General features: G+C 54.6%; 21 protein-coding genes. 13 read left to right on the plus strand and 8 right to left on the minus strand.

The genetic code is table 11. From position 1 onward, the window contains the following. Window positions 1-9: 9 nt before the first annotated feature. Window positions 10-1,224, minus strand: a complete 1,215-nt coding sequence (locus HV127_RS20755; RefSeq protein WP_182238397.1) for a DUF2235 domain-containing protein — start codon at window positions 1,222-1,224, stop codon at window positions 10-12. Between the two features lie 349 nt (window positions 1,225-1,573). On the opposite strand from HV127_RS20755, the gene ycaC reads away from it, so the two are divergent. The 5 genes from ycaC to rimL all read left to right on the plus strand — a co-directional run bounded on the left by ycaC (window position 1,574) and on the right by rimL (window position 6,772). Continuing rightward, window positions 1,574-2,197: an isochorismate family cysteine hydrolase YcaC gene (gene ycaC, locus HV127_RS20760; protein WP_182238399.1), complete on the plus strand. Its 624-nt coding sequence runs from the start codon at window positions 1,574-1,576 to the stop codon at window positions 2,195-2,197. A 144-nt stretch (window positions 2,198-2,341) separates the two neighbouring features. After that, window positions 2,342-3,511 (plus strand): pyridoxal phosphate-dependent aminotransferase, encoded by a 1,170-nt coding sequence (locus tag HV127_RS20765; RefSeq protein WP_182238401.1) that lies wholly within the window; start codon window positions 2,342-2,344, stop codon window positions 3,509-3,511. An 11-nt stretch (window positions 3,512-3,522) separates the two neighbouring features. Next, the gene (locus tag HV127_RS20770; protein ID WP_182238403.1) at window positions 3,523-4,296 is read left to right on the plus strand and encodes an ABC transporter substrate-binding protein; all 774 of its coding nucleotides are present in this window, start codon (window positions 3,523-3,525) and stop codon (window positions 4,294-4,296) included. 190 nt (window positions 4,297-4,486) lie between these two features. Beyond that, window positions 4,487-6,142, plus strand: a complete 1,656-nt coding sequence (locus HV127_RS20775) for a glucan biosynthesis protein (RefSeq protein WP_181482374.1) — start codon at window positions 4,487-4,489, stop codon at window positions 6,140-6,142. Window positions 6,143-6,205: 63 nt separating this feature from the next. After that, the gene (gene rimL / locus HV127_RS20780) at window positions 6,206-6,772 is read left to right on the plus strand and encodes a 50S ribosomal protein L7/L12-serine acetyltransferase (protein ID WP_182238406.1); all 567 of its coding nucleotides are present in this window, start codon (window positions 6,206-6,208) and stop codon (window positions 6,770-6,772) included. A gap of 80 nt (window positions 6,773-6,852) precedes the next feature. On the opposite strand, the gene ydcK is transcribed toward rimL, so the two are convergent. Further along, complete coding sequence (ydcK, locus tag HV127_RS20785) at window positions 6,853-7,833, minus strand: YdcK family protein (RefSeq protein ID WP_182238408.1); 981 nt, start codon at window positions 7,831-7,833, stop codon at window positions 6,853-6,855. 110 nt (window positions 7,834-7,943) lie between these two features. On the opposite strand from ydcK, the gene tehA reads away from it, so the two are divergent. Continuing rightward, window positions 7,944-8,942, plus strand: a complete 999-nt coding sequence (tehA, locus tag HV127_RS20790; RefSeq protein WP_182238409.1) for a dicarboxylate transporter/tellurite-resistance protein TehA — start codon at window positions 7,944-7,946, stop codon at window positions 8,940-8,942. 2 nt (window positions 8,943-8,944) lie between these two features. Next, on the plus strand, window positions 8,945-9,541 hold the full coding sequence (gene tehB / locus HV127_RS20795; protein ID WP_182238411.1) for a tellurite resistance methyltransferase TehB: 597 nt from the start codon (window positions 8,945-8,947) through the stop codon (window positions 9,539-9,541). Here tehB and pepT read toward each other — a convergent pair. Beyond that, entirely contained in the window at window positions 9,538-10,767 is a 1,230-nt protein-coding gene (pepT, locus tag HV127_RS20800) for a peptidase T (RefSeq protein ID WP_182238413.1), read from the minus strand. The two genes, tehB and pepT, sit on opposite strands and share 4 nt — an antisense overlap. 113 nt (window positions 10,768-10,880) lie before the next feature. On the opposite strand from pepT, the gene HV127_RS20805 reads away from it, so the two are divergent. After that, on the plus strand, window positions 10,881-12,473 hold the full coding sequence (locus HV127_RS20805; protein ID WP_182238415.1) for an ABC transporter substrate-binding protein: 1,593 nt from the start codon (window positions 10,881-10,883) through the stop codon (window positions 12,471-12,473). 135 nt (window positions 12,474-12,608) lie between these two features. Further along, entirely contained in the window at window positions 12,609-13,277 is a 669-nt protein-coding gene (locus tag HV127_RS20810) for a DUF3313 domain-containing protein (RefSeq protein WP_182238418.1), read from the plus strand. A gap of 156 nt (window positions 13,278-13,433) precedes the next feature. Here HV127_RS20810 and HV127_RS20815 read toward each other — a convergent pair whose 3' ends face one another. Next, complete coding sequence (locus HV127_RS20815; protein ID WP_182238420.1) at window positions 13,434-14,330, minus strand: EamA family transporter; 897 nt, start codon at window positions 14,328-14,330, stop codon at window positions 13,434-13,436. 182 nt (window positions 14,331-14,512) lie between these two features. On the opposite strand from HV127_RS20815, the gene HV127_RS20820 reads away from it, so the two are divergent. Then, a complete protein-coding gene (locus HV127_RS20820; protein ID WP_182238422.1) occupies window positions 14,513-15,379 on the plus strand; it encodes a helix-turn-helix domain-containing protein in 867 nt (288 codons plus the stop codon). Here the strand turns inward: HV127_RS20820 and HV127_RS20825 are convergent. Next, the gene (locus HV127_RS20825) at window positions 15,359-16,525 is read right to left on the minus strand and encodes a benzoate/H(+) symporter BenE family transporter (protein WP_182238424.1); all 1,167 of its coding nucleotides are present in this window, start codon (window positions 16,523-16,525) and stop codon (window positions 15,359-15,361) included. The two genes, HV127_RS20820 and HV127_RS20825, sit on opposite strands and share 21 nt — an antisense overlap. A 184-nt stretch (window positions 16,526-16,709) precedes the next feature. Here HV127_RS20825 and HV127_RS20830 point away from each other — a divergent pair, with 184 nt between their 5' ends. Both HV127_RS20830 and HV127_RS20835 read left to right on the plus strand, forming a co-directional pair. Continuing rightward, the gene (locus tag HV127_RS20830; RefSeq protein WP_181482361.1) at window positions 16,710-17,246 is read left to right on the plus strand and encodes an XRE family transcriptional regulator; all 537 of its coding nucleotides are present in this window, start codon (window positions 16,710-16,712) and stop codon (window positions 17,244-17,246) included. Between the two features lie 248 nt (window positions 17,247-17,494). Beyond that, window positions 17,495-19,459 (plus strand): U32 family peptidase, encoded by a 1,965-nt coding sequence (locus HV127_RS20835; RefSeq protein ID WP_182240744.1) that lies wholly within the window; start codon window positions 17,495-17,497, stop codon window positions 19,457-19,459. A 165-nt stretch (window positions 19,460-19,624) separates the two neighbouring features. Here HV127_RS20835 and HV127_RS20840 read toward each other — a convergent pair whose 3' ends face one another. Genes HV127_RS20840 through HV127_RS20850 form a run of 3 tightly spaced genes read right to left on the minus strand, consistent with a single transcriptional unit; the run spans window position 19,625 to window position 22,157 of the window. Continuing rightward, entirely contained in the window at window positions 19,625-19,750 is a 126-nt protein-coding gene (locus tag HV127_RS20840) for a DUF2474 domain-containing protein (protein ID WP_182238427.1), read from the minus strand. Then, the gene (cydB, locus tag HV127_RS20845; protein WP_182238429.1) at window positions 19,750-20,760 is read right to left on the minus strand and encodes a cytochrome d ubiquinol oxidase subunit II; all 1,011 of its coding nucleotides are present in this window, start codon (window positions 20,758-20,760) and stop codon (window positions 19,750-19,752) included. Before cydB ends, HV127_RS20840 begins: the two co-directional genes overlap by 1 nt. Continuing rightward, window positions 20,760-22,157, minus strand: a complete 1,398-nt coding sequence (locus HV127_RS20850) for a cytochrome ubiquinol oxidase subunit I (protein WP_182238431.1) — start codon at window positions 22,155-22,157, stop codon at window positions 20,760-20,762. Before HV127_RS20850 ends, cydB begins: the two co-directional genes overlap by 1 nt. Between HV127_RS20850 and HV127_RS31805 the strand changes: the two genes are divergently transcribed. Next, window positions 22,156-22,482, plus strand: coding sequence for a hypothetical protein (locus tag HV127_RS31805; RefSeq protein ID WP_228727481.1), 327 nt, complete (start codon window positions 22,156-22,158; stop codon window positions 22,480-22,482). The two genes, HV127_RS20850 and HV127_RS31805, sit on opposite strands and share 2 nt — an antisense overlap. Window positions 22,483-22,508: the final 26 nt, after the last annotated feature.

The raw sequence follows: 22,508 nt of genomic DNA on the forward strand, positions 1-22,508 counted from the left end.
GCGGGCGGTTCAGAGGGGGGCCAGCGGTTCACTACCCGCCACGCCAACCCACTCGTAGCGCTGAGGGAGATTAACGGGCCGATAGTCGCTTGCTGCCATGCGCCGCTTAACGGATTGGTGAATCAGCGCGCCCTCAGGAATCAACCTTGGTTCCCCTCGCGGAAGATACCAACCCAGCCAGTCCCGACGCTCACGCCACTCCCTGGCTTTCACCTTTTTTGGCAACCATTCGAGAGGGATCCAGGACAGCGTCAATGAACGATGAATTTCAGCCATTTCATCCGGCGCGGCGTAGCGATATTTACTGCCCTGGCGCGGCTTGCCGAAAACCATTTGATTAATATTGGCCTGATTCACCAGCAGGCCGTACGACCGGGCTTCTTCTATCATCCAGGCCAGCGGAAATTTTGACAGGCCGCTCTCCGTTTCCGGATATCCGCCGCCGATATCCGCATGAACGCCCGCAAACCAGACCTGTTTAACGTCCTGCGTAATATCGCTTTCAGGCTTAAAAGGTTTGACTCTAAAAGATTGGGGTTCGAGCCAGTGATGCAGTCGAAACATCCGACGCCGTTCATCGATGGCGATGGCCTGGCGAAAGCACTTCACAATGGGGTTTTTCTGGGTATAGAGCAGCTTTTCCACATCCAGCAGCAGGCCGAATTTTTTTGGGATCAGTATTGAGGAGACGGTATCCCACACGCCGATAAACTCAATCTGAATCATCCGCGTTCCGGCGACCCGTGAGAAGTGCCATGCATCGGCCAGCGCTGAAGAGGGCTGCTTGTTCTGATGAGGTGGTTCATTGCTTAAACTTGCGCGCTTGTAGGCGGCGAGGGCGTATTCGGCGAGATTCAATTGGTCTTTATTGAGAAGGCCAATCATGTTCACCATGGCCGCCAGTACGCGAACGGTGTACGCCCCACGGCTAAAGCCGAAAAGCCACACTTTATCTCCCTGAGCATAATTTTCACAAAGAAAGCGGTAGGCGCAAAGGATGTCTTTATCCAGGCCGAAACCGGTGGCGAGTTCAAACCATCCACGGACTTTTTGTCGCAACTGTTGCCAGGCGTTGTGCTGACCAATAGTGCCAATTCCAGGTTGATAATAGACGCATTGCGCTGCGTTTTTGCTCATCACCCGGTAAAGCTTTAGCACATTTGACAGCTCCGCCTTCACTTCATTACCGGTTCCATCACAACAGATAACGACATTTTTGCTCATTATTTTCTTCCTGAAATCAAAGACAAAAAAGTGCCAGGAGTATCCCTGCGGTTGGTGTTGCTTTTTAGCAGTATGCCACGGCTTGTTCCACAAATGGGACAATGCGTCTCACATTCAGCGGCTAATCCTCAGCGAGTTATTACACTATTATCAGTCCTGTTAACCATACCCGTCATACTTCAAGTTGCAGGTGTGTTGGCCGCGCTCGTTCACCCCAGTCACTTACCAGAGTAAGCTCCCGGGGATTCGCTCACTTGCCGCCTTCCTGCAACTCGAATTATTTAGGGTATAAATACCCGCCGAAGCTGCGATCTGGCGGAAAATCTGATATCGAAATGAGGAAGAGACCATGGCCAAACCGTATGTTCGTCTGGATAAAAATGATGCCGCTGTGCTGCTGGTGGATCACCAAACGGGACTGTTATCACTTGTGCGTGATATTGATCCTGATAAGTTCAAGAACAACGTCCTTGCCCTTGGCGACCTGGCGAAGTACTTCGGTCTGCCGACCATCTTAACCACCAGCTTCGAAAATGGTCCTAACGGCCCGTTGGTGCCGGAGCTGAAAGAGCAGTTCCCGGACGCGCCCTACATTGCCCGTCCTGGCAACATTAATGCCTGGGATAACGAAGATTTTGTTAAGGCCGTCAAAGCCACGGGTAAGAAGCAGCTGATTATCGCCGGCGTCGTGACCGAGGTTTGCTTGGCATTTCCGGCACTGTCGGCGATTGAAGAGGGCTTTGATGTCTTTGTGATAACCGACGCGTCCGGCACGTTTAATCCGATCACCCGCGATGCCGCATGGGATCGCATGTCGCAGGCGGGTGTGCAGTTGATGTCGTGGTTTGGCGCAGCCTGTGAGCTACATCGCGATTGGCGCAATGATGTTGAAGGTCTGGGGACCTTGTTCTCCAACCATATCCCGGACTATCGCAATCTGATGACCAGCTTTAACCTCTTAAATCAGAAATAATTTCTCTCACGGTCGGCAGCTCTGCTGGCCGTTTTCACCTTAAGCCATGATCGCTGTGCATAGCTACTATGACAACAATTCGATTGTCGCATCCCGAACCTTTGGATTGAATGCTTATGCAAATAAAGTGAAAAAGGATTAACCATGGCCCTCAGTTCTTCGGTGAGCACCCGCTCTAAACTGCCGGATGTCGGCACCACTATTTTTACCGTGATTGGTCAGCTATCCGCGCAGCATAATGCCGTAAACCTCTCTCAGGGCGCACCGAATTTCTCCTGCGACAAACACCTTGTCGAAGGCGTGACCCGGGCAATGGCGCAGGGGCATAACCAGTACGCGCCGATGACCGGTTTGCGCGTGCTGAAAGAGCGCATCGCCGAAAAAATCGCCGCGCTGTACGGCACGCATTACGATGTGGACGACGAGGTGTTGATTACCGCCAGCGCCAGTCAGGGGATCTACTCCGCCATTAGCGGGCTGGTGCATCCTGGCGATGAGGTCATCTATTTCGAGCCCTCTTTTGATAGCTATGCGCCAATCGTGCGCCTGCAAGGGGCGACGCCGGTGGCGATTAAGCTGACGGTACCGGATTTTGCCGTTAACTGGGATGAGGTTCGCGCGGCGATTACCCCACGTACGCGGATGATCATTATTAATACTCCGCACAACCCAAGCGGGCAGGTGTTTTCAGCGGATGATTTAGCCCAGCTAGCGGCGCTAACTCGCCATACCGACATTGTGATCCTGTCAGATGAAGTTTATGAACACGTGGTTTTTGATGGCGCACAGCATCACGGAATGGCGACTCACCCGGATCTGGCGGAGCGCAGCGTGATTATCTCCTCATTTGGCAAAACCTATCATGTCACCGGCTGGCGGGTGGGTTACTGTGTCGCCCCGGCTGCGCTGATGGACGAAATTTGCAAGGTGCATCAGTTTCTGATGTTTTCCGCCGATACCCCGATGCAGTATGCCTTCGCTGACCATATGCGCGACCCGCAATCCTGGCTCTCGCTGGCCTCGTTTTATCAGCAAAAGCGCGATCTGCTCGTGCAGTTGTTGGCGGACTCGTCGTTTCGGCTGCTGCCGAGTGCGGGCTCTTTCTTCCTGCTGGCGGACTACGGTCATTTCAGCGAGGAAAGCGACAGCGAGATGGTCAAACGGCTGATCACCGATTATGGCGTTGCCACGATCCCGCTGTCGGCGTTTTATACCGATGGCACTGATAACAAATTGATTCGCCTCTCTTTTGCCAAAGATGAAGCGACACTGCGGGCCGGTGCTCGGGCACTGTGTCACGTTAAGCCACGCTAAGGAGCCACCTGATGAAGATAAAAGCCTTTACCCTCGCGCTGGGGATGATTTGCACTTTTTCCTCGTTGGCGGCCAGCGAGCTGCGCTACGGCGTCGAAGCAGAATATCCACCGTTCGAAAGCCGCAACGCGGCCGGGGAACTGGTGGGATTTGATATCGAACTGGGTAATGCAATTTGCCAGGCGGCGCAGCTGAAATGCAGTTGGGTTGAAACGTCGTTTGATGCCCTGATCCCGGGGCTGGTGGCGAAGAAGTTCGATGCGATTAACTCGGCAATGAACATCACCGAGCAGCGGCGCAAGAGTATTGATTTTACGCAGCCTATTTACCGTATCCCTTCACAGCTGGTAGGCAAGGCGGATAGCGGGATGCAGGCGACGCCGGAAGGGCTGAAGGGGAAAACCATTGGCGTCCTGCAGGGATCGATTCAGGAAACCTTCGCCAAAGAGCACTGGGAAAAGCACGGCGTTACCGTCGTCGCTTATAAAGACCAGAATATGGCGTGGGCCGATCTGCTTAACGGGCGCATTGATGCCTCGCTGGTGATGTCCGCTGCCGGGCAGGCAGGGTTCCTCAGCAAACCGCAGGGCAAAGGATTTGGTTTTATCGGCAAACCGGTGTCTGACGACACTATTCTTGGCAGCGGGATTGGCTACGGCCTGCGTAAAGGGGATGAGGCGATGCAAAAACAGCTGAACGCGGCTATCGATAAAGTTCGCGCTGACGGCACCATCACGCGTCTGGCGGTCAAATACTTCCCCGGTATTGACGTCAGCGTCAAATAATCGCCATTCCCCCGAGGTCTGACCTGCGGGGGAATTCGGTCTGGTCCGGTGGACATATTTTTTTCACGCTTTTTCTGCCGCCAACAATTGGATTATCAATCGTTTTTGTCTAGAGTGAGCGACATTCACGACGCATGAGTTTGTTACGTCGCGTCTCAATTCACATATGAATAAGGATGCTTTCTCAGGCATGAACCGCAGACGTTTTCTCAAATCTTCCATGGCTGTTGCCGCCGTATGCGGAACGTCAGGAGTCGCCTCTCTGTTCAGTAAAGCCGCGTTCGCCGAGGATTCGGGAATTGCCGATGGGCTGACGCGCCGTTTTGACTACACCGTGCTGCAATCGATGGCGCATGACCTTGCCCGTCAGCCATGGGGCGGAGCGCCTCGCGATCTGCCGCCGACGCTGGCGAACCTGACCCCGCAGGCCTACAACAGCATTCAGTATGATGCGGCACACTCCCTGTGGAGCAATATCGAAGAGCGCAAGCTGGATATTCAGTTCTTCCACGTCGGCATGGGGTTCCGCCGCCGCGTGCGCATGTTCTCGCTGGATTCGCAAAGCCAGCAGGCGCGGGAAATTCACTTCCGCCCGGAGCTGTTTAAATACAATGATGCCGGCGTCGACACCAAACAGCTGGAAGGCCAGAGCGATCTCGGTTTTGCCGGGTTCCGCGTCTTTAAAGCCCCGGAGCTGGCGCGTCGTGATATCGTCGCTTTCCTCGGTGCAAGCTACTTCCGCGCGGTGGACAGTACCTACCAGTATGGTCTTTCTGCTCGTGGACTGGCTATCGACACCTTTACCGATACGCCGGAAGAGTTCCCGGATTTCACCTCTTTCTGGTTTGAAACCGCCAAACCGGGAGCGACGGTATTTACCGTATACGCACTGCTCGACAGCCCGAGCGTCACCGGGGCCTATAAGTTTGTCGTCAACTGCCAGGAAACGCAGGTGATTATGGATGTGGAAAACCACATCTATGCGCGTAAGGACATCAAACAGCTGGGCATTGCGCCGATGACCAGTATGTTCAGCTGCGGCAACAACGAACGCCGGATGTGTGACACCATCCACCCGCAAATCCACGACTCCGATCGCCTGTCTATGTGGCTGGGCAACGGCGAGTGGATTTGTCGTCCGCTGAACAACCCGCAAAAGCTGCAATTTAATGCCTACCAGGATAAGAACCCGCGCGGTTTTGGCCTGCTACAGCTGGATCGCGATTTCTCCCACTATCAGGACATTATGGGCTGGTATAACAAGCGCCCAAGCCTGTGGGTTGAACCACGTAACCAATGGGGCAAAGGGGCCGTCAGCCTGATGGAGATCCCAACCACCGGCGAAACGTTGGATAATATCGTCTGCTTCTGGCAACCGGCGAAACCGGTGAAAGCCGGGGATGAGCTGGACTTCCGCTATCGTCTCTACTGGAGCGCGCAGCCGCCGGTACGTTCCCCGCTGGCGCGGGTGATGGCGACGCGCACCGGGATGGGCGGCTTCCCGGAAGGTTGGGCGCCGGGCGAGCACTACCCGGACAAATGGACCCGTCGCTTTGCCATCGATTTTGTCGGTGGCGATCTGAAAGCTGCTGCGCCGAAGGGCATTGAGCCGGTGATTACCCTGTCGAGCGGCGAGGCGAAGCAGATAGAGATCCTCTACGTCGAACCGTTTGATGGCTATCGCATCCAGTTTGACTGGTATCCGACTTCGGATTCTACCGACCCGGTCGAGATGCGTATGTTCCTGCGCTGCCAGGGGGAGGCGATCAGCGAAACCTGGCTGTATCAGTATTTCCCGCCAGCGCCGGATAAGCGCAACTACGTTGATGATAGGGTGATGAAGTAATCGCTCCTTGTCCCGCCCGCAGAGGAGATTCTGCGGGCGTTTGCCTTTCTGTAAGAGTGCGCTATGTCTGCTGAAAACACCCCCATGCCAGAACAAATCCCCGTGACCGACGCGCTTTCCCTGCGTGCTGTTGATGAACGTCACGTCACTGAGTTGCACCAACTGGTGATTAAAAGCCAGCACTGGCTTCAGCAATCGCTGAGCTGGCCCGCTGAGGTCAGCCACGAAGATGAAACCCGTCGCCACGTGCAGGGCAACGTAATGCTGCATCAGCGCGGCTACGCCAAAATGTTTTTGCTCTTTTTGCATGAAGAGATTATCGGCGTGCTGTCGTTTAACCAGATTGAACCGATTAACAAGACCGCGTATATCGGCTACTGGATTGACGAAAGTCATAATGGACAGGGGCTGCTTTCTCAGGCGCTACAGGCTTTTATGGATTATTACGCTCGCAGCGGTACGGTTCGCCGGTTTGTGATCAAATGTCGGGTGGCGAACCATAAGAGCAACCAGGTAGCGTTACGCAATGGTTTTACGCTTGAAGGGTGTCTGAAGCAGGCCGAGTTCCTCAACGGTTCGTATGATGACCAGAATATCTACGGGCGAATTATTGATTGTGATGGGCAATAAACCCGAAGTTCTTCCCGGAGGCGATGCTGCGCATCTGTCCGGGCTACCGGCCCGCAGACGACTGTGAACCCGGGCAAGGCTTACAGAAAACCGACGATTGGCGTACGGGTAATATGCTCGTCGCCGCTAATAACCTTTGCGCCTCGAATGTGAATGGCATCGCCAGCGCTTGCCTCAACTCGTGCGCCGTCGCGAATTGCCACCTGATGTTCGATTATCACATCACCACAGATAGCCGCGTTTCCCTCTATTAACACCTCATCATCAAGCAGGATTGGCCCACCGCGCAGGTGCGCATGGCCGCCGACCATCACCCGGTGCTTAAGCAGACAGTTTCCCTCTACGATTGCATTTTCCGCGACCTGTGAGCTGTAACGCAGGGTTGGAATGGCGTCCTCTTCGCGCCCGGCGATAATCCGCGCGTTGCCATAGACTCTGGCGTTATCACAAACCCAAACATCGTTCTCGTCGTTGCCTTCCAGTCGGGCATTGTCAAAAATTTCCGCTCGATGTTCGACGAACGCGTGTTCGACAAAGGCATCACCGTAAATTTGCGCCTGATGGACAATCCGCGATGTGCTGACCGTCGCCCGCTGATAAATACGCAGGATCTTATCATTGTCGGCGGTGAGCCCCTGAGCGGCGATAATCAGGCAGTGGGGGAGGATCCGCGCGTCGTCCGCCAGATGGCAACACCCCCGAATCCGGGATGATTCTATCGTGACGTTGTCACTTATTCGCGCGTGATGGCTGATGTGTACGCTATCCAGACGGGCATTATCGCTAATGATGACGCCATGACCGATCACGCACTCGCCGGTCAACCGCGCGTTGCCCTCAATCCTCGAACCATCAAAAACGGCGCTATTGGCATCATAAATCCAGCACTCGCCGCTGTGGCTCAGCGCCTCTTCATCGTCCAGCCAGCCGCCTTCGTCCCCGACTTTCACGTCAGCGAAATCACGCAAGGCGACAATTTGCCGCAGATTTGCGCTATGTTTGTTCCCGTCCTCTTCATAGTGAAACTGGCGAACCTTCTCACTGAGGCAATATTTGCGCATCGGACTTTCTCATTACGTATGGTTAACATAAAGATAGCAAAAAACTCCGTAGCGCGTTTTTGAAGGTTCTTTTAAAATGCAACTTAAGATAAATTGAAATATTAAACAAAATGAATAAAAACCAGAATAAGAGTCAGGTATTGAGTTTACCGGCGGGTTACTTTGGCATGGTGCTAGGCATTATCGGTATGGGCTTCGCCTGGCGCTATGCCAGTACCATCTGGCCGGTGAGCCGGGCTATTGGCGACGGGCTGGTGATTCTGGCGATGGTCATTTGGGCGCTGCTGGCGGTCGCGTTTATTTCGCGGGCGCTACGTTTTCCGCATAGCGTACTGCAAGAGATGCGTCACCCGGTCGCCAGCAGCTTTGTCAGCCTTTTTCCGGCGACCACCATGCTGGTCTCTATCGGTTTTGTGCCATGGCTGCGCTCGCTATCGCTGGTCCTGTTTAGCCTTGGCGTGGTGCTACAGCTCTCCTATTCTGCCTGGCAAAGCGGCGGGTTATGGCGGGGACAACACCCCGGAGAGGCGACGACGCCGGGTCTCTACTTGCCGACAGTGGCGAACAACTTTATTAGCGCCATGGCCTGCGGCGCGCTGGGTTTTAACGACGCCGGGCTGGTATTTCTTGGCGCGGGGATCTTCTCGTGGCTCAGCCTGGAGCCGGTGATTTTGCAGCGCCTGCGCAGCGACGGCGAACTACCAACCGCCATGCGAACCTCGCTGGGCATTCAGCTGGCCCCGGCGCTGGTGGCGTGCAGCGCCTGGCTGAGCGTCAACGGTGGGGAAGCGGATACCTTTGCTAAGCTGCTATTTGGCTACGGCCTGCTCCAGTTGCTGTTTATGTTGCGCCTGATGCCGTGGTATTTGCGCCAGCCGTTTAACGCGTCGTTCTGGAGCTTCTCGTTCGGTATCTCCGCGTTGGCGACCACCGGGCTGCATCTCGGTCATACCCATCCCAACGGATTTTTTCATGCCCTGGCGATGCCGCTGTTTATCTTTACCAACGTCATTATCGGGCTGCTGCTGATTCGTACCTTCCTGCTGCTGATGCGCGGCAAACTGCTGATTCGCGTCGATCGCGACACGTTATTAAAAAATAAGGATTAACCATGACTCTTCGTGATGAAAACTACTTTACCGATAAATACGGCATGACCCGCACCCACTCGGAAGTGGTGCATGCCGCGACGCTCATCGCGCCGGGCAAGACGCTGGATCTGGGCTGCGGTAACGGGCGCAATAGCCTTTATCTGGCGGCTAATGGCTTTGACGTTACCGCATGGGATAAAAACCCGGCCAGCATCAACAATCTTGAAAGTATTCGTCAGGCGGAAGGGCTGGAGAACCTGCAGGCGGCGATTAAGGACCTTAACTCGCTGAGCTTTGACGGCGAGTATGATTTTATTCTCTCCACCGTGGTGATGATGTTCCTTGAGGCAAAGACGATCCCGGGGCTTATTGATAACATGCAGCGTTGCACTAAAGCGGGTGGATACAACCTGATCGTCGCGGCAATGGATACTGAGGACTATCCGTGCACCGTTGGCTTCCCGTTTGCCTTTAAACCGCAAGAACTGCGTAATTATTACGCGGGTTGGGAGTTCCTCAAGTACAACGAAGACGTCGGTGAACTGCATCGCACCGACGCCAACGGTAATCGCATTAAGCTGCGTTTCGCCACTATGCTGGCGCGCAAACCGATTTAACGCGCGGCCAGCAGACAGAGCTGTAACGCGGTCTGATAAGAGGCCTCAAAGGCGCGTAGCGGCAGAAACTCAAACTTCGAGTGGAAGTTGTGCGCGCCGGTAAAGAAGTTTGGTGTTAATACTCCCTTTGCCGATAGCGCCGCGCCGTCGGTGCCTCCGCGCATCGGCGTCGGTTTCGGCGTGATCCCTAAGCTTTCCATCGCCTCAAACATCAGATCGATGGCCCGGCGATCTTCGCCAATCGCATTGCTGATGTTGCTATAGGTATCGCTGACGTGGAATTCGACGCTGCCGGTTGGATACTGCGCGGCGATTTTCTGCGCCACTTCGCCAATCTGCTGCTTGCGACGGTTAAAACTTTCAAGGTCAAAATCGCGAATGCTGGCCTGTAGCAATGTGCTGTTTTGATCGCCCTGGATACCGTTAAACCAGACGTAGCCTTCGCGTCCGGCGGTATGCTCCGGGGTTTGCTGGCGGTCAAAATGGCTCATGTAATCGGTTGCCATTAGCAAGGGATTGACCAGCACACCCTTTGACGACATCGGGTGGGCGGTGACGCCGGTAAAGCGGATTTCCGCCGCTGCGGCGTTAAAGTTCTCATAGACGATTTCGCCCAGCTCGCAGCAGTCGATAGTCCAGGCGAAGTCGACGACAAAGCGGGAAAGATCCAGCGCTTTGGCCCCGCGCAGGCCAACTTCTTCATCCGGGACAAACGCGACAACGATATCGCCGTGGCGATGCTCCGCCGTCAGGTTTTCCAGCACCGTCATCACCACCGTCACGGCGGATTTATTATCGGCTCCGAGTACGCTGGTGCCGTCGCTGAAAATGATCTCTTCACCCGGATAAGCGGAGATTTCCGGATGTTCCGCCACTCGTAGCCAGATATCTTTATCAGTATTTAAACAGAGATCTTCACCCGTAAAGCGCAGAATTTGTGGATGAATATCCGGCGACAGGCCGACGTCGACGGTATCGATATGGGTAATAAAGCCAATCCGCGGCGCGCCGGGAACATTGCCTTTTTTAACCGCCGTGACGGTAGCGTGTTCGTCAATCACGATTTCATCCAGGCCCAGCTGTCGTAACTCATCGGCAAGCGCCTGCGCCATCGCGTGTTGTCCCGGCGTGGTGGGCAGGGTGGTCGCGCGCGGGTCGCTCTGGCTGGTTATCGCCAGATAGCGGAAGAAGCGCTGGGTTAATTGACTGGCTAGCGGAGATGACATAGTGATTCCTTCTTTATTTGTTTTTTCAGGTGTTTGCAATGAGGCTTTAGTGTTATGTATGAACGGTAAAACAACAAGCTATTCATTAGCTGACAAATTAAAAAGGAAAGCATATGCAACGCAGATTCACGACGCTTGCTCTGGCATTAGCCGCGCTGACGGCCAGCTCGGCTATTAGCGCAAAAACGCTGGTCTACTGTTCCGAAGGATCGCCGGAAAACTTCAACCCTCAGCTCTACACCTCTGGTACCAGCGTGGATGCCAGCGCGGTGCCTGTCTACAACCGGTTGGTCGATTTTAAGGCCGGGACCACCGAACTGCTGCCGAGCCTGGCAGAAAGTTGGGAGGTCAGCGAAGATGGCAAAGTTTATACTTTCCATTTACGTAAAGGCGTTAAGTTTCAGAGTAATAAATATTTTAAACCGACCCGTGATTTTAATGCCGACGATGTGATTTTCTCTTTTATGCGGCAAAAAGATCCTAACCATCCTTACCACAATGTCTCCAGCGGTAATTATTCCAATTTTGAAAGTCTCGAGTTTGGTCAATTAATTACCAATATCGATAAGCCGGATGAATATACGGTTCGTTTTACGCTCGCCCACGCGGAAGCGCCGTTTGTTGCCGATCTTGCCTGGTATTTCGCCTCTATTTTATCGGCGGAATATGGCGATGCGATGTTAAAAGCCGGGACGCCGGAGCGGGTGGATATGGACCCGATTGGTACCGGTCCGTTTAAACTCGCCCAGTATCAAAAAGATTCGCGCATTCTTTTTACTGCTTTCCCGGAATACTGGCAGGGGAAGGCCAATATCGACAGGCTGATCTTCAGCATTACTCCGGATGCCTCAGTACGCTATGCCAAGCTTGAGAAGAATGAGTGTCAGGTGATGCCGTTCCCCAACCCGGCTGATTTGCCGAGGATGAAAGAGAACAAAGATATCAATCTGATGAGTAAAGCGGGTCTCAATACCGGCTTCCTGGCATTTAATACCCAGAAAGCGCCCCTTGATAACGTCAAAGTTCGTCAGGCCTTAGCCATGGCGATCAATAAACCGGCGATTATTGAAGCGGTATTCCACGGTACCGGCACGGCGGCAAAAAACCTGCTGCCGCCCGGCGTGTGGAGTGCGGATAGCAATCTGAAGGATTATGAATACGATCCACAGAAGGCTAAAGCTCTGCTGGATGAATCGGGAGTTGCAGGTCCGATCACTATCGACCTGTGGGCGATGCCGGTTCAGCGTCCCTATAACCCGAACGCCAAACGTATGGCCGAGATGATTCAGGCCGACTGGGCGAAAATCGGCGTGCAGACCAAAATCACCACCTATGAGTGGGGTGAATATTTAAAGCGCGTGAAGGATGGTGAGCATCAGGCGGCGCTGATGGGCTGGACGACGGCTACCGGCGATCCGGATAACTTCTTCGGCCCGTTATTTACCTGCCAGTCGGCAAACGGCGGTTCTAACTCAGCGAAATGGTGCTATCAACCATTTGACAAGCTGATTACTGAAGCTAAATCGATAACCGATCGCCAAAAACGCGAAGCACTCTATCTCCAGGCGCAGCAAATGATGCACGACCAGATGCCAGCGGTGATGATTGCTCATTCGACTATTTTTGAACCGGTGCGTAAAAACGTTTCCGGCTATGAAATAGATCCTTTTGGCAAGCATATTTTTTATCAGGTGGATATAAAATAAATACAATGAGAACCCGCTGGCAACAGCGGGTTTATTTTATCCAGGTACTTGACGTACCACCTTTTTTGCCACAAAACTTACCCCTGTATTTTGCTATAACACGTGCCGATAGATTACATTTACAGGGATTAACCTATGCGTACTCAGTTATTTTTTAAGGTCGCCGCGCTTGCTGGCCTGTTAGCGTTGGCCGGCTGCTCATCAAAACTCGCTAAACCCGAACAATATTCCGGTTTTTTAAAAGATTACTCAAACTTAAAAGAAACCACCTCCGCTTCCGGTAAACCGGAGCTGCGCTGGATTTCTCCGGATTATAATCCGAGCAATTACGACAACGTTGTTTATAACCCGATCACTTATTATCCGGTACCAAAACCGACGACGCAGGTTGGCGAAAAGGCATTGGCCGATATCTTAAATTACACCAACAAAGAGATGAAACAGGCTATTTCCGAGCGTAAGCCGCTGGCAACCACCGCAGGTAAACGCAGCCTGATCTTCCGTGGTGCCATCACCGGCGTGGATTCCAGCAAAGAAGGCTTGCAGTTCTATGAAGTCATCCCGGTGGCAATGATTATCGCCGGTACTCAGGCGGCAACAGGCCACCGTACCATGGATACCAACCTGTACTTTGAAGGTGAGCTGATCGATGCGGCGACTAAAAAGCCGGTCATCAAAGTTGTGCGCAAAGGCGAGGGTAAAGATCTCTCCAATGAAAATACGCCGTTAACCGTCGATACCCTGAAGCAGGTTATTGATGATATGGCGATTGACGCGGTTAAATTCGACCCGAACAACCGCTAAGTCAGTTTTATCAATTAAGAAAGGCGCTATGAGTTGATAGCGCCTTTTTAATTACTGGTAGTCAGTCATCGACTGGCGGCTGAACTCGGTTTTTGTAGGTCAGGTAAGGCGCCAGCCGCCACCTGACAAGAATGCAGCACGGTCGTCCCAATTTACCTATGCCAGCCTGCGGCGCTGGAACCACTGCTCAGGACGAGCAAACATCACCAGATTCCCGACCAGAATCAGCGCCAGTCCAGCCACGGCATTGCTATGCCAGACATATCCCTCATAAAACGTCGAGATTGTCAGCGCGACCAGCGGAAACAGCAAAGTACTGTAAGCGGCTTTGCTCGCGCCAATTCGGCCCACCAGAGTGAAATAGGCGCCGAAAGCGATAACGGAACCAAATAGCGACAGATACAGCAGCGCGCCCATATAGCTGAACGTCCACTGCGGCGTAAAATTATCACCGCGTACCAGAGCAATGGCACCCATCACCAGCGTGCCGTAAAGCATGGCCCAGCTGTTGGTCGTTAACGTCTCCAGACCGCGGCGCTGGTGGCGAATGCTGAGCATATTCCCCAGCGAAAAGCCGTAGGTTCCTAGCGCGCTAAGCGCGATGCCGAATAGGAGCGACGCATTCAGGCCGTTGGCCCATAAATCATCCCAGAACAGCGTAACGATACCCGCCAGGCCCAGCGCGGCGGCCAGCCAGAAGCGACCCGGCGGCTGCTGGCGGAAAAAGAGAAAGCTGTTAATGGCGTTAAACAGCACCGCCATGGAGAATATCACCGACTCAAGGCCGGTATTGATATACGCGGCGGCGGTATAGAAACACCAGAAGTTAAAGCAGAATACGCAGCAGCCCTGTAGCAGGCAGAAGAGATGGTCGCGTGCGGCCAGCGGGCGCAGACGGCGGGTGACCAGAAGAACGGTCAGCATCGTGACGCTGGCCAATGCAAAGCGCCAGAAAATGGACACCGGCGCGGCGACCGGTCCTTGCTGCAAAAAGATAGCAATCCACGTCGTGCCCCAGATAACGACGACTAATCCGTAGAGTAATGCGTTCAAAATGTCTCTCCCGTGAGTGTTGTATCCGTCATTCTGACGCCTTAGGCTACGCCGTGCTGTCATCAGCCTGTTGCTGACTTGCAAATTCTTGCGCTTATTTTTGGTTATCGGCGGGTGAAGGCTGGTATCTGCCTGTGACTCTTCATAGACTGGATGCCTGCAGAATCTGAAATGTGAAGGCTATGGCTTACGGGACTTTCGAAACATTGCGTCAAAAAAATGCCGTGCTGCGGGAGACGGTGAAGCTTAACTCCGGTATTCAACTGGCGGCCTGGTATAACAATCTCGATACTATAACGGTACAAAGCGATCACCATACCCTGAGCTTGTATGTTGCCGATGGTTATGAAAGCTACCAGAAAACCGCTCATGGCTGGAAAAACGGCGGCGGGCCGGACCGTTTCTGTCTGATGCCGAAAGGTGATGAGAGCACCTGGGATATTCGCGGCGACCTTTCGTTTGTTCATATGTACTGCACGGACGAGCATTTGCGCCGGGTTGGTGAGCAGATTTGGGACCGCAGCCCAGCCTCATTCACCTTGCAGGAAAAAACCTTCTCCAGTGATGACAAAATTACCGCCGTCTATCGCCAGTTTCTGCTGGATAACGACTGGCAGCAACAGGCGAACCAACTCACGCTAAGCTCCGCCAGCACGTTGCTACTGACGCATCTTATCCAGAATTACTCCAACGTTCAGTGGCGTTTGCCTATCGTGACCGGCGGGCTGGCACCGCATATCTTACGCAATACTGTGGCGTGGGTTGAGGAAAATCTGGATCAGCCGCTGACGCTGGCGGATCTGGCCCGGGAAGCGGCGCTGAGCGAGTACCATTTTGCGCGGATGTTCCGCCAGTCGATGAAAATGGCACCACATCAGTACGTCATGCAGCGCCGTATGATCAAAGCGCAGGAACTCATCTGCCGAAGCGTTCTGCCATTAACTGATATTGCGATGGCCTGCGGTTTCAGCTCCGCCAGTCATTTTAGCAACCGGGTTAAAAGCGCCACCGGCCTGACGCCATCACAGCTACGGGCGGCGCAGCGTTGATAGCAGAACATAGCTGACGCCGCCGAGCATCAGTCCCCAAAAAGCAGATCCAATGCCCGCCAGCGTCACGCCGCTGGCGGTTATCAGGAAAGTCACCACCGCCGCATCGCGTTCATTTTCATGGTTTAGTGCCTGAAACAGACTGCCACCAATGGTACCGAGCAGTGCCAGCCCGGCAAGCATCTGGATCCACGCCATCGGCAGCGCTGCCATCAGCGACGTAATCGAGCCACCAAATATCCCCGCCAGCAGATAAAAAATGCCTGCCGCCGCAGCTGCAAGCCAGCGTTTTTGCGGTTCCGGATGGGCTTCCGGGCTCTGGCAAATGGCGGCGGTAATCGCCGCGATGCAGATGGAATACACGCCAAACGGTGACAGCAGCAGCGCCAGGCCGCCGGTTGCCACGATCAACGGTGAAGCGGGGACCCGATAACCCGAAGCCTGAAGCGTGGCGAAACCGGGGGCGTTTTGCGAAGCCATGGTGACGAGGAAAAAAGGCAAACCGACGCTAAGCAGCAGCGCAGGAGTAAACACCGGAGCAATATAAGAAGGGGCAACAAAACTCAAATTTATCTGTGACGTTGTCACATCTCCGTTTAGCCCGGCTACCGCACCTCCCACTAACAGTGCGGCTACCACGGCAAAGCGGGGAAACCAGACTTTGCACAATAGCCAGGCGGCCAGCATACCGCCGCATAACAGTAGATTGTCTTGCAAACTAGCGAAAGCCTGCATGCCAAAGCGCAGCAAAATCCCGGCCAGCATCGCCGCCGCCAGCGAATGGGGAATGATCTTCATCAACCGGGCAAAGAGGCCAGTGACGCCGCAAAGTACGATTAAGGCGTTGGCAAAAATAAAGACGCCAACCGCCTGCGCCAGCGTGACGCCTTGCAGGCCGCTGACCAGTAGCGCTGCACCGGGAGTTGACCAGGCCGTAAGAACAGGAACCTTTTGCCACAAGGTTAACGCCAGGGTACTGACGCCCATTCCCAGGCCTAATGCGGTCATCCAGCCCGCGATTTGCGTGGCATCGGCTCCCGCGGCGGCAGCGGCCTGCCAGATGATGGCGGCGGAGCTGGCGTAGCCGACTAATACGGCGACAAATCCGGCAAGCAGCGTCGGAAAGGGTATGGTAAATGTGCGCATGAGTATCTCTTGTGCGTTATAGCGGTCGATGTAACTTAACACTGTGCGCTATAACGTACAACTGGCTTTCTATTGGCACGGATCTGGGAAGGTAAACCGGTACTTGTAACAGCTGAATGACTATACGCCCTGTAGAATGAGGTGAATATGCGTATAATTCCCTCAGATATTATTGGGAGGTGGAATGAATATTGCGCAACATCTGTCTGCGACCCTAAAAGCGTTGCGCCAACAGCGCGGTTGGAGTCTGTCGCGACTAGCGGAAGAAACCGGCGTATCCAAAGCGATGCTGGGCCAGATTGAACGTAACGAGTCCAGCCCGACGGTCGCCACGTTGTGGAAGATTGCCACCGGCCTGAACGTGCCGTTCTCCGCGTTTATCGTGGCCGATGATACCGCCGCACCGGCCGCATTTGACCCGCAGCAGCAGGCGATGGTGGTGACGCCAATATTTCCCTGGGACCCGGTGCTACGATTTGACCATTTCTCCATTACCCTGGCCCCCGGCGCGCTGAGTGAGTCTACGCCCCATGAGCAAGGGGTTATCGAGCATGTGGTGGTGATTAGCGGCGTGCTGGATCTCTGTTTGCAAGGCGAGTGGTTGTCGTTGCAGCCCGGCGAGGGGCGGCGTTTCGCCGGTGACTTAGCCCATGCTTATCGCAATAGTAGCGTGCAGACTGCCCATTTCCATTCGCTGATCCACTACCCGAAAGAAAAATAAAAAAGCCGCGAGCGAACTCGCAGACAGGCAAATGACTGAGACAACAAATCACAACGTGACGAGGAAAATCCGGAATACGTGATAACTGTATCCTCCGGCGCTTTTTCTGGGAAATACCTTTTCCTTCAATGCTTTGCTGAAAACCGAAAATTCCCCCTGCGGCGGCGTCGGAAAATGTTTTAGTCTGCGCGTAGTTCTGACTACAATAGCCGCCATTTCGACCCCCTATAATGGATAACGACGAGCGTATGCGCCTGCAAAACCATCATCTTGAACTTCTCAGTCCTGCCCGCGATACCGCGATCGCTCGTGAAGCGATTTTACACGGTGCCGACGCGGTCTATATCGGCGGACCGGGCTTTGGCGCGCGCCACAACGCAAGCAATAGCCTGAGCGATATCGCCAGCCTGGTGCCTTTCGCCCATCGCTACGGCGCGAAAATATTCGTGACGTTGAACACCATTCTTCATGATGATGAGCTGGAACCGGCGCAGCGCCTGATTACCGACCTGTATGAAACCGGCGTGGACGCGCTGATAGTCCAGGACATGGGGGTGATGGAGCTGGATATCCCGCCGATCGAGCTGCACGCCAGTACCCAGTGCGACATTCGCAGCGTCGAGAAAGCAAAGTTTCTCTCCGACGTCGGTTTTAGCCAGATTGTTCTCGCTCGCGAGCTGAATCTTCAGCAGATCAAGACCATTTACGATAACACTGACGCGACCATTGAATTCTTTATTCACGGCGCGCTGTGCGTGGCTTATTCCGGCCAGTGCAATATTTCCCATGCGCAAACAGGGCGCAGCGCCAACCGCGGCGACTGCTCGCAGGCTTGTCGCTTACCGTATACCCTGAAAGACGATCAGGGCCGCGTCGTGGCCTATGAAAAGCATCTGCTGTCGATGAAAGATAACGACCAGACCGCCAACCTGGCGGCGCTGATCGATGCGGGCGTGCGCTCCTTCAAGATTGAAGGTCGCTACAAAGATATGAGCTACGTGAAGAACATCACCGCGCATTATCGCCAGATGCTGGATGCGATTATTGAAGATCGCGGCGATCTGGCGCGCGCTTCCGCCGGTCGCACCGAACACTTCTTTGTTCCTTCAACCGATAAAACCTTCCATCGCGGCAGTACCGACTATTTTGTTAACGCGCGTAAAGACGATATCGGCGCGTTTGACTCCCCGAAGTTTATCGGCCTGCCGGTGGGCGAAGTGCTGAAAGTGGGGAAAGATTTTCTCGACGTCGACGTGACCGAGGCGCTGACTAACGGCGATGGTCTGAACGTGATGATCAAACGTGAAATCGTCGGTTTTCGCGCCAATACGGTAGAAAAAACCGGCGAAAACCGCTATCGCGTATGGCCGAATGAAATGCCCGCCGACATGTACAAAGTGCGCCCGCACCAGCCGTTGAACCGCAACCTCGATCATAACTGGCAGCAGGCGTTGCTGAAAACCTCCAGCGAACGTCGAATCGCGGTGGATATCGAACTGAGCGGCTGGCAGGAACAGCTGGTCTTAACCATGACCAGCGAAGAGGGCGTGAGCGTTACCCACACTCTTGACGGCGAGTTTTCTGAAGCAACTCAGGCCGAGAAAGCGCTGGCGAACCTGCGCGACGGCGTGGCAAAGCTAGGCCAGACGATTTACTACTCGCGCGCTGTGCAGGTTAATTTGCCGGGGGCGCTGTTTGTGCCGAACAGTCTGCTTAATCAACTGCGTCGTGAAACGGTAGAAATGCTGGATGATGCACGACTGAAGGCCGTGGTGCGAGGAAGCCGTAAGCCGGTTTGCGTGCCGCCGCCGGCCTATCCGGAAACGCATCTGTCGTTTCTGGCGAACGTCTACAACCATAAGGCCCGCGAGTTTTATCAGCGCTATGGCGTACAGCTGATTGATGCCGCCTATGAAGCGCATGAAGAGAAGGGCGACGTGCCGGTGATGATCACCAAGCACTGTCTGCGCTTTGCCTTCAACCTGTGCCCGAAACAGGCCAAAGGTTCGATTAAGAGCTGGAAAGCGACGCCAATGCAGCTGATTCATGGCGATGAAGTGCTGACGCTGAAGTTCGATTGCCGCCCGTGTGAAATGCACGTCATTGGCAAGATGAAAAACCATATCCTGAAAATGCCGCTGCCGGGCAGTATTGTCGCTTCCGTCAGCCCGGACGATTTGCTAAAAACTCTGCCCAAGCGCAAGGGTGCCTGATAGCGGGCTCAGATTGCAGACAAAGTGCACCTCTCTGGAATTGCCCGGTGTCGGCTAACGCCTTACCGGGCCTACGGGGAATTCGTAACATGATGATATTGTAGGTTTTGTAGGCCGCGCAAGGCGCTAGCCGCCGCCCGGCAGACTTGCTGTCGGGCGGCGGAATCAAACCCTTAATCCCGCCGCCGTCATCAGCAATCGAAATCCCATGCTAACCGCCGCCAGCGCCAGTACGCTGCCGCCCCACAGGGCAATCATCCACAATGTTCTTTTAAGCCATAATCGTTGCATCAGTGGTACCCCTCGCCATGTTGAACTTTGCCGCGAAAAACGTAGTAACTCCAGAAGGTATAGCCAAGGATCACCGGCAGAATCAGCAGCGCCCCGACCAGCATAAAGCCCTGGCTCTGCGGCGGCGCGGCGGCCTGCCAGAGGGTGATGCCCGGCGGAATAATATACGGCCAGATGCTAATTCCCAGACCGCTAAAGCCGAGGAAAATCAGTCCTAGCGTCAGGACAAAAGGCAGCAGATGGCTGGCGCTATTACGCAGTGTTCGCCATAGCCAGGCGCTTATCGCGGCGACCAGCAGCGGTACCGGCAGCAGGAAGAAAAGGTTAGGCAAGCTGAACCAGCGTTGGGCTATAGACGGTTGCGCCAGCGGAGTCCAGATGCTGATTGCCGCAATAATGACCAACAGCGCCAGTAGTAGGCCGCGTGCGGCAACGCGCATTTTTCGTTGCAGCGAATTCTCGCTTTTCATCACCAGCCAGCTGGCACCCAGCAGCGCATAGGCGATGCACAGACCCAAACCGCAGAACAGAGTAAACGGTGTGAACCAGTCAAACATCCCGCCGCTGAAGCTGCGGCCGCTGACCGCGAAGCCGTTGATCACCGCGCCAACCACCATGCCCTGGGTGAAAGTCGCCAGAATCGAACCGCCCATAAAGGCTCTGTCCCAGAACGGACGGTGTGATGGCGTCGCGTTAAAACGGAATTCAAAGGCGACGCCGCGAAAAATAAGGCCAATCAGCATCAGGGTGAGCGGGATTGCCAGTGCGTCAATAATTACCGCGTAAGCCAGTGGGAAAGCGCCAAACAGCCCCGCGCCGCCGAGCACCAGCCAGGTTTCATTGCCATCCCATACCGGCGCGACGCTATTTACCATCACGTCGCGGTCTGCAGCATCCCGTGTGGTGCTGAATAAAATGCCAATCCCCAGGTCGAAGCCATCCATCACGATGTACATCAGGGTGGCAAAGACGATAATGACAAACCAGATAACCGATAAATCGATACCCATTAGTGGGACTCCTTCTGCTGTACACCGTCCGTCGCGGCGGAAAGCGGGCGTGCTGGCGTTCCTGAGGTGGCCGGTTGCGCTTCCTGCGGGCCTTTACGAATCAGGCGCAGCATATAGCTATAGCCGACGCCAAATACCGAGCTGTAAACCACGATAAAGGTCAGCAAGCTGATGGACATATGCAGATCGCCGTGAGCGGAAACGGCATCGGCGGTGCGCTGTACGCCGTAAACTACCCACGGCTGACGGCCCACCTCGGTGGTGACCCAACCCGCCAGAATGGCGATGAGCCCCGACGGTCCCATCCACAACGCAAAGCGCAGAAAGGGTTTTGAGTGATACAGACGACCACGATAGCGCAGCCACAGGGCCAGCGCGCCGAGCAGAATCATCAGCATGCCAAGCCCGGCCATCAGGCGGAATGACCAGAAAACAATGGTGGAGTTAGGTCTGTCTTCCGCGGCGAACTCCTTCAGCGCGGGGACCTGTTTATCCAGACTGTGGGTGAGGATCAGGCTACCGAGAGCCGGAATTTCCAGACCGTAGCGAGTGCGTTCCTGCTGCATATCCGGCCAGCCGAACAGCAGTAGCGGGGTCGGCTCTCCGGGAATATTCTCCCAGTGGCCCTCAATCGCGGCAATTTTGGCGGGTTGATGTTTGAGCGTGTTCAGCCCGTGCATATCGCCGATCATCGCCTGAATGGGGGCGACAATCAGCGTCATCCACAGCGCCATAGAGAACATGGCGCGCACGGCGGGCGTGTTATTGCCGCGTAGCAGATGCCACGCTGCCGACGCGCCGACGAACAGCGCGCTGCTGAGAAAAGCCGCCACCGACATATGTAGCAGGCGGTAAGGGAACGACGGATTAAAGATAACCGCGAACCAGTCCACCGGCACAACCTGGCCATTGACGATTTCAAACCCCTGCGGCGTTTGCATCCAGCTATTGGAGGCGAGGATCCAGAAGGTGGAGATAATCGTCCCCAGCGCCACCATACAGGTGGCGAAGAAGTGCAGACCAGGGCCGACACGGTTCCAGCCGAACAGCATCACGCCGAGGAACCCTGCTTCAAGAAAGAAGGCGGTCAGCACTTCGTAAGTCAGTAGCGGGCCGGTTATGCTCCCGGCGAACTCTGAAAATCCGCTCCAGTTGGTGCCGAACTGGTAGGCCATCACCAGCCCGGAAACCACGCCCATCCCGAAGTTAACGGCGAAGATTTTCGACCAGAAATGGTACAGCGAGCGCCAGGTTGGATTTTTGGTTTTTAACCATAACCCCTCCAGCACCGCCAGGTAGCTGGCCAGGCCGATGGTGATGGCGGGAAAGATAATATGAAATGACACGGTGAAGGCAAACTGGATCCGCGCCAGGTGGAATGCATCAAGACCGAACATGCAGAACTCCGCAACAAAATTGATTCAGCGCAATTCTAGGCTTCGCCCAGGCCAGGTTGCAGGAACAGAAACGCTGTTTTTCCCTATAACAGTTAGGTTCTGTTATGAAATTTTGGCAAAACGCAGGATGGATATCTCCCGGTTCGTCGGGCTACAGATTTACCGCCATCTGCGGATTGGTAGCCCGGGCAAGGCGCGTCAAGCGCCGCCCCCGGGAAAAACGCGCGGAGAATTGGTGAATTTCCCGGAGGCGATGCTGCGCATCTGTCTGGGCTACGGATTTACAGCCGCCCCCGGGAATGTGTTGTTTCACTACACACCATAACAGTTTTTATAAACTGCCATTATTTA

The organism is Klebsiella sp. RHBSTW-00215, assembly GCF_014103785.1.
Classification (GTDB): Bacteria; Pseudomonadota; Gammaproteobacteria; order Enterobacterales; family Enterobacteriaceae; genus Klebsiella.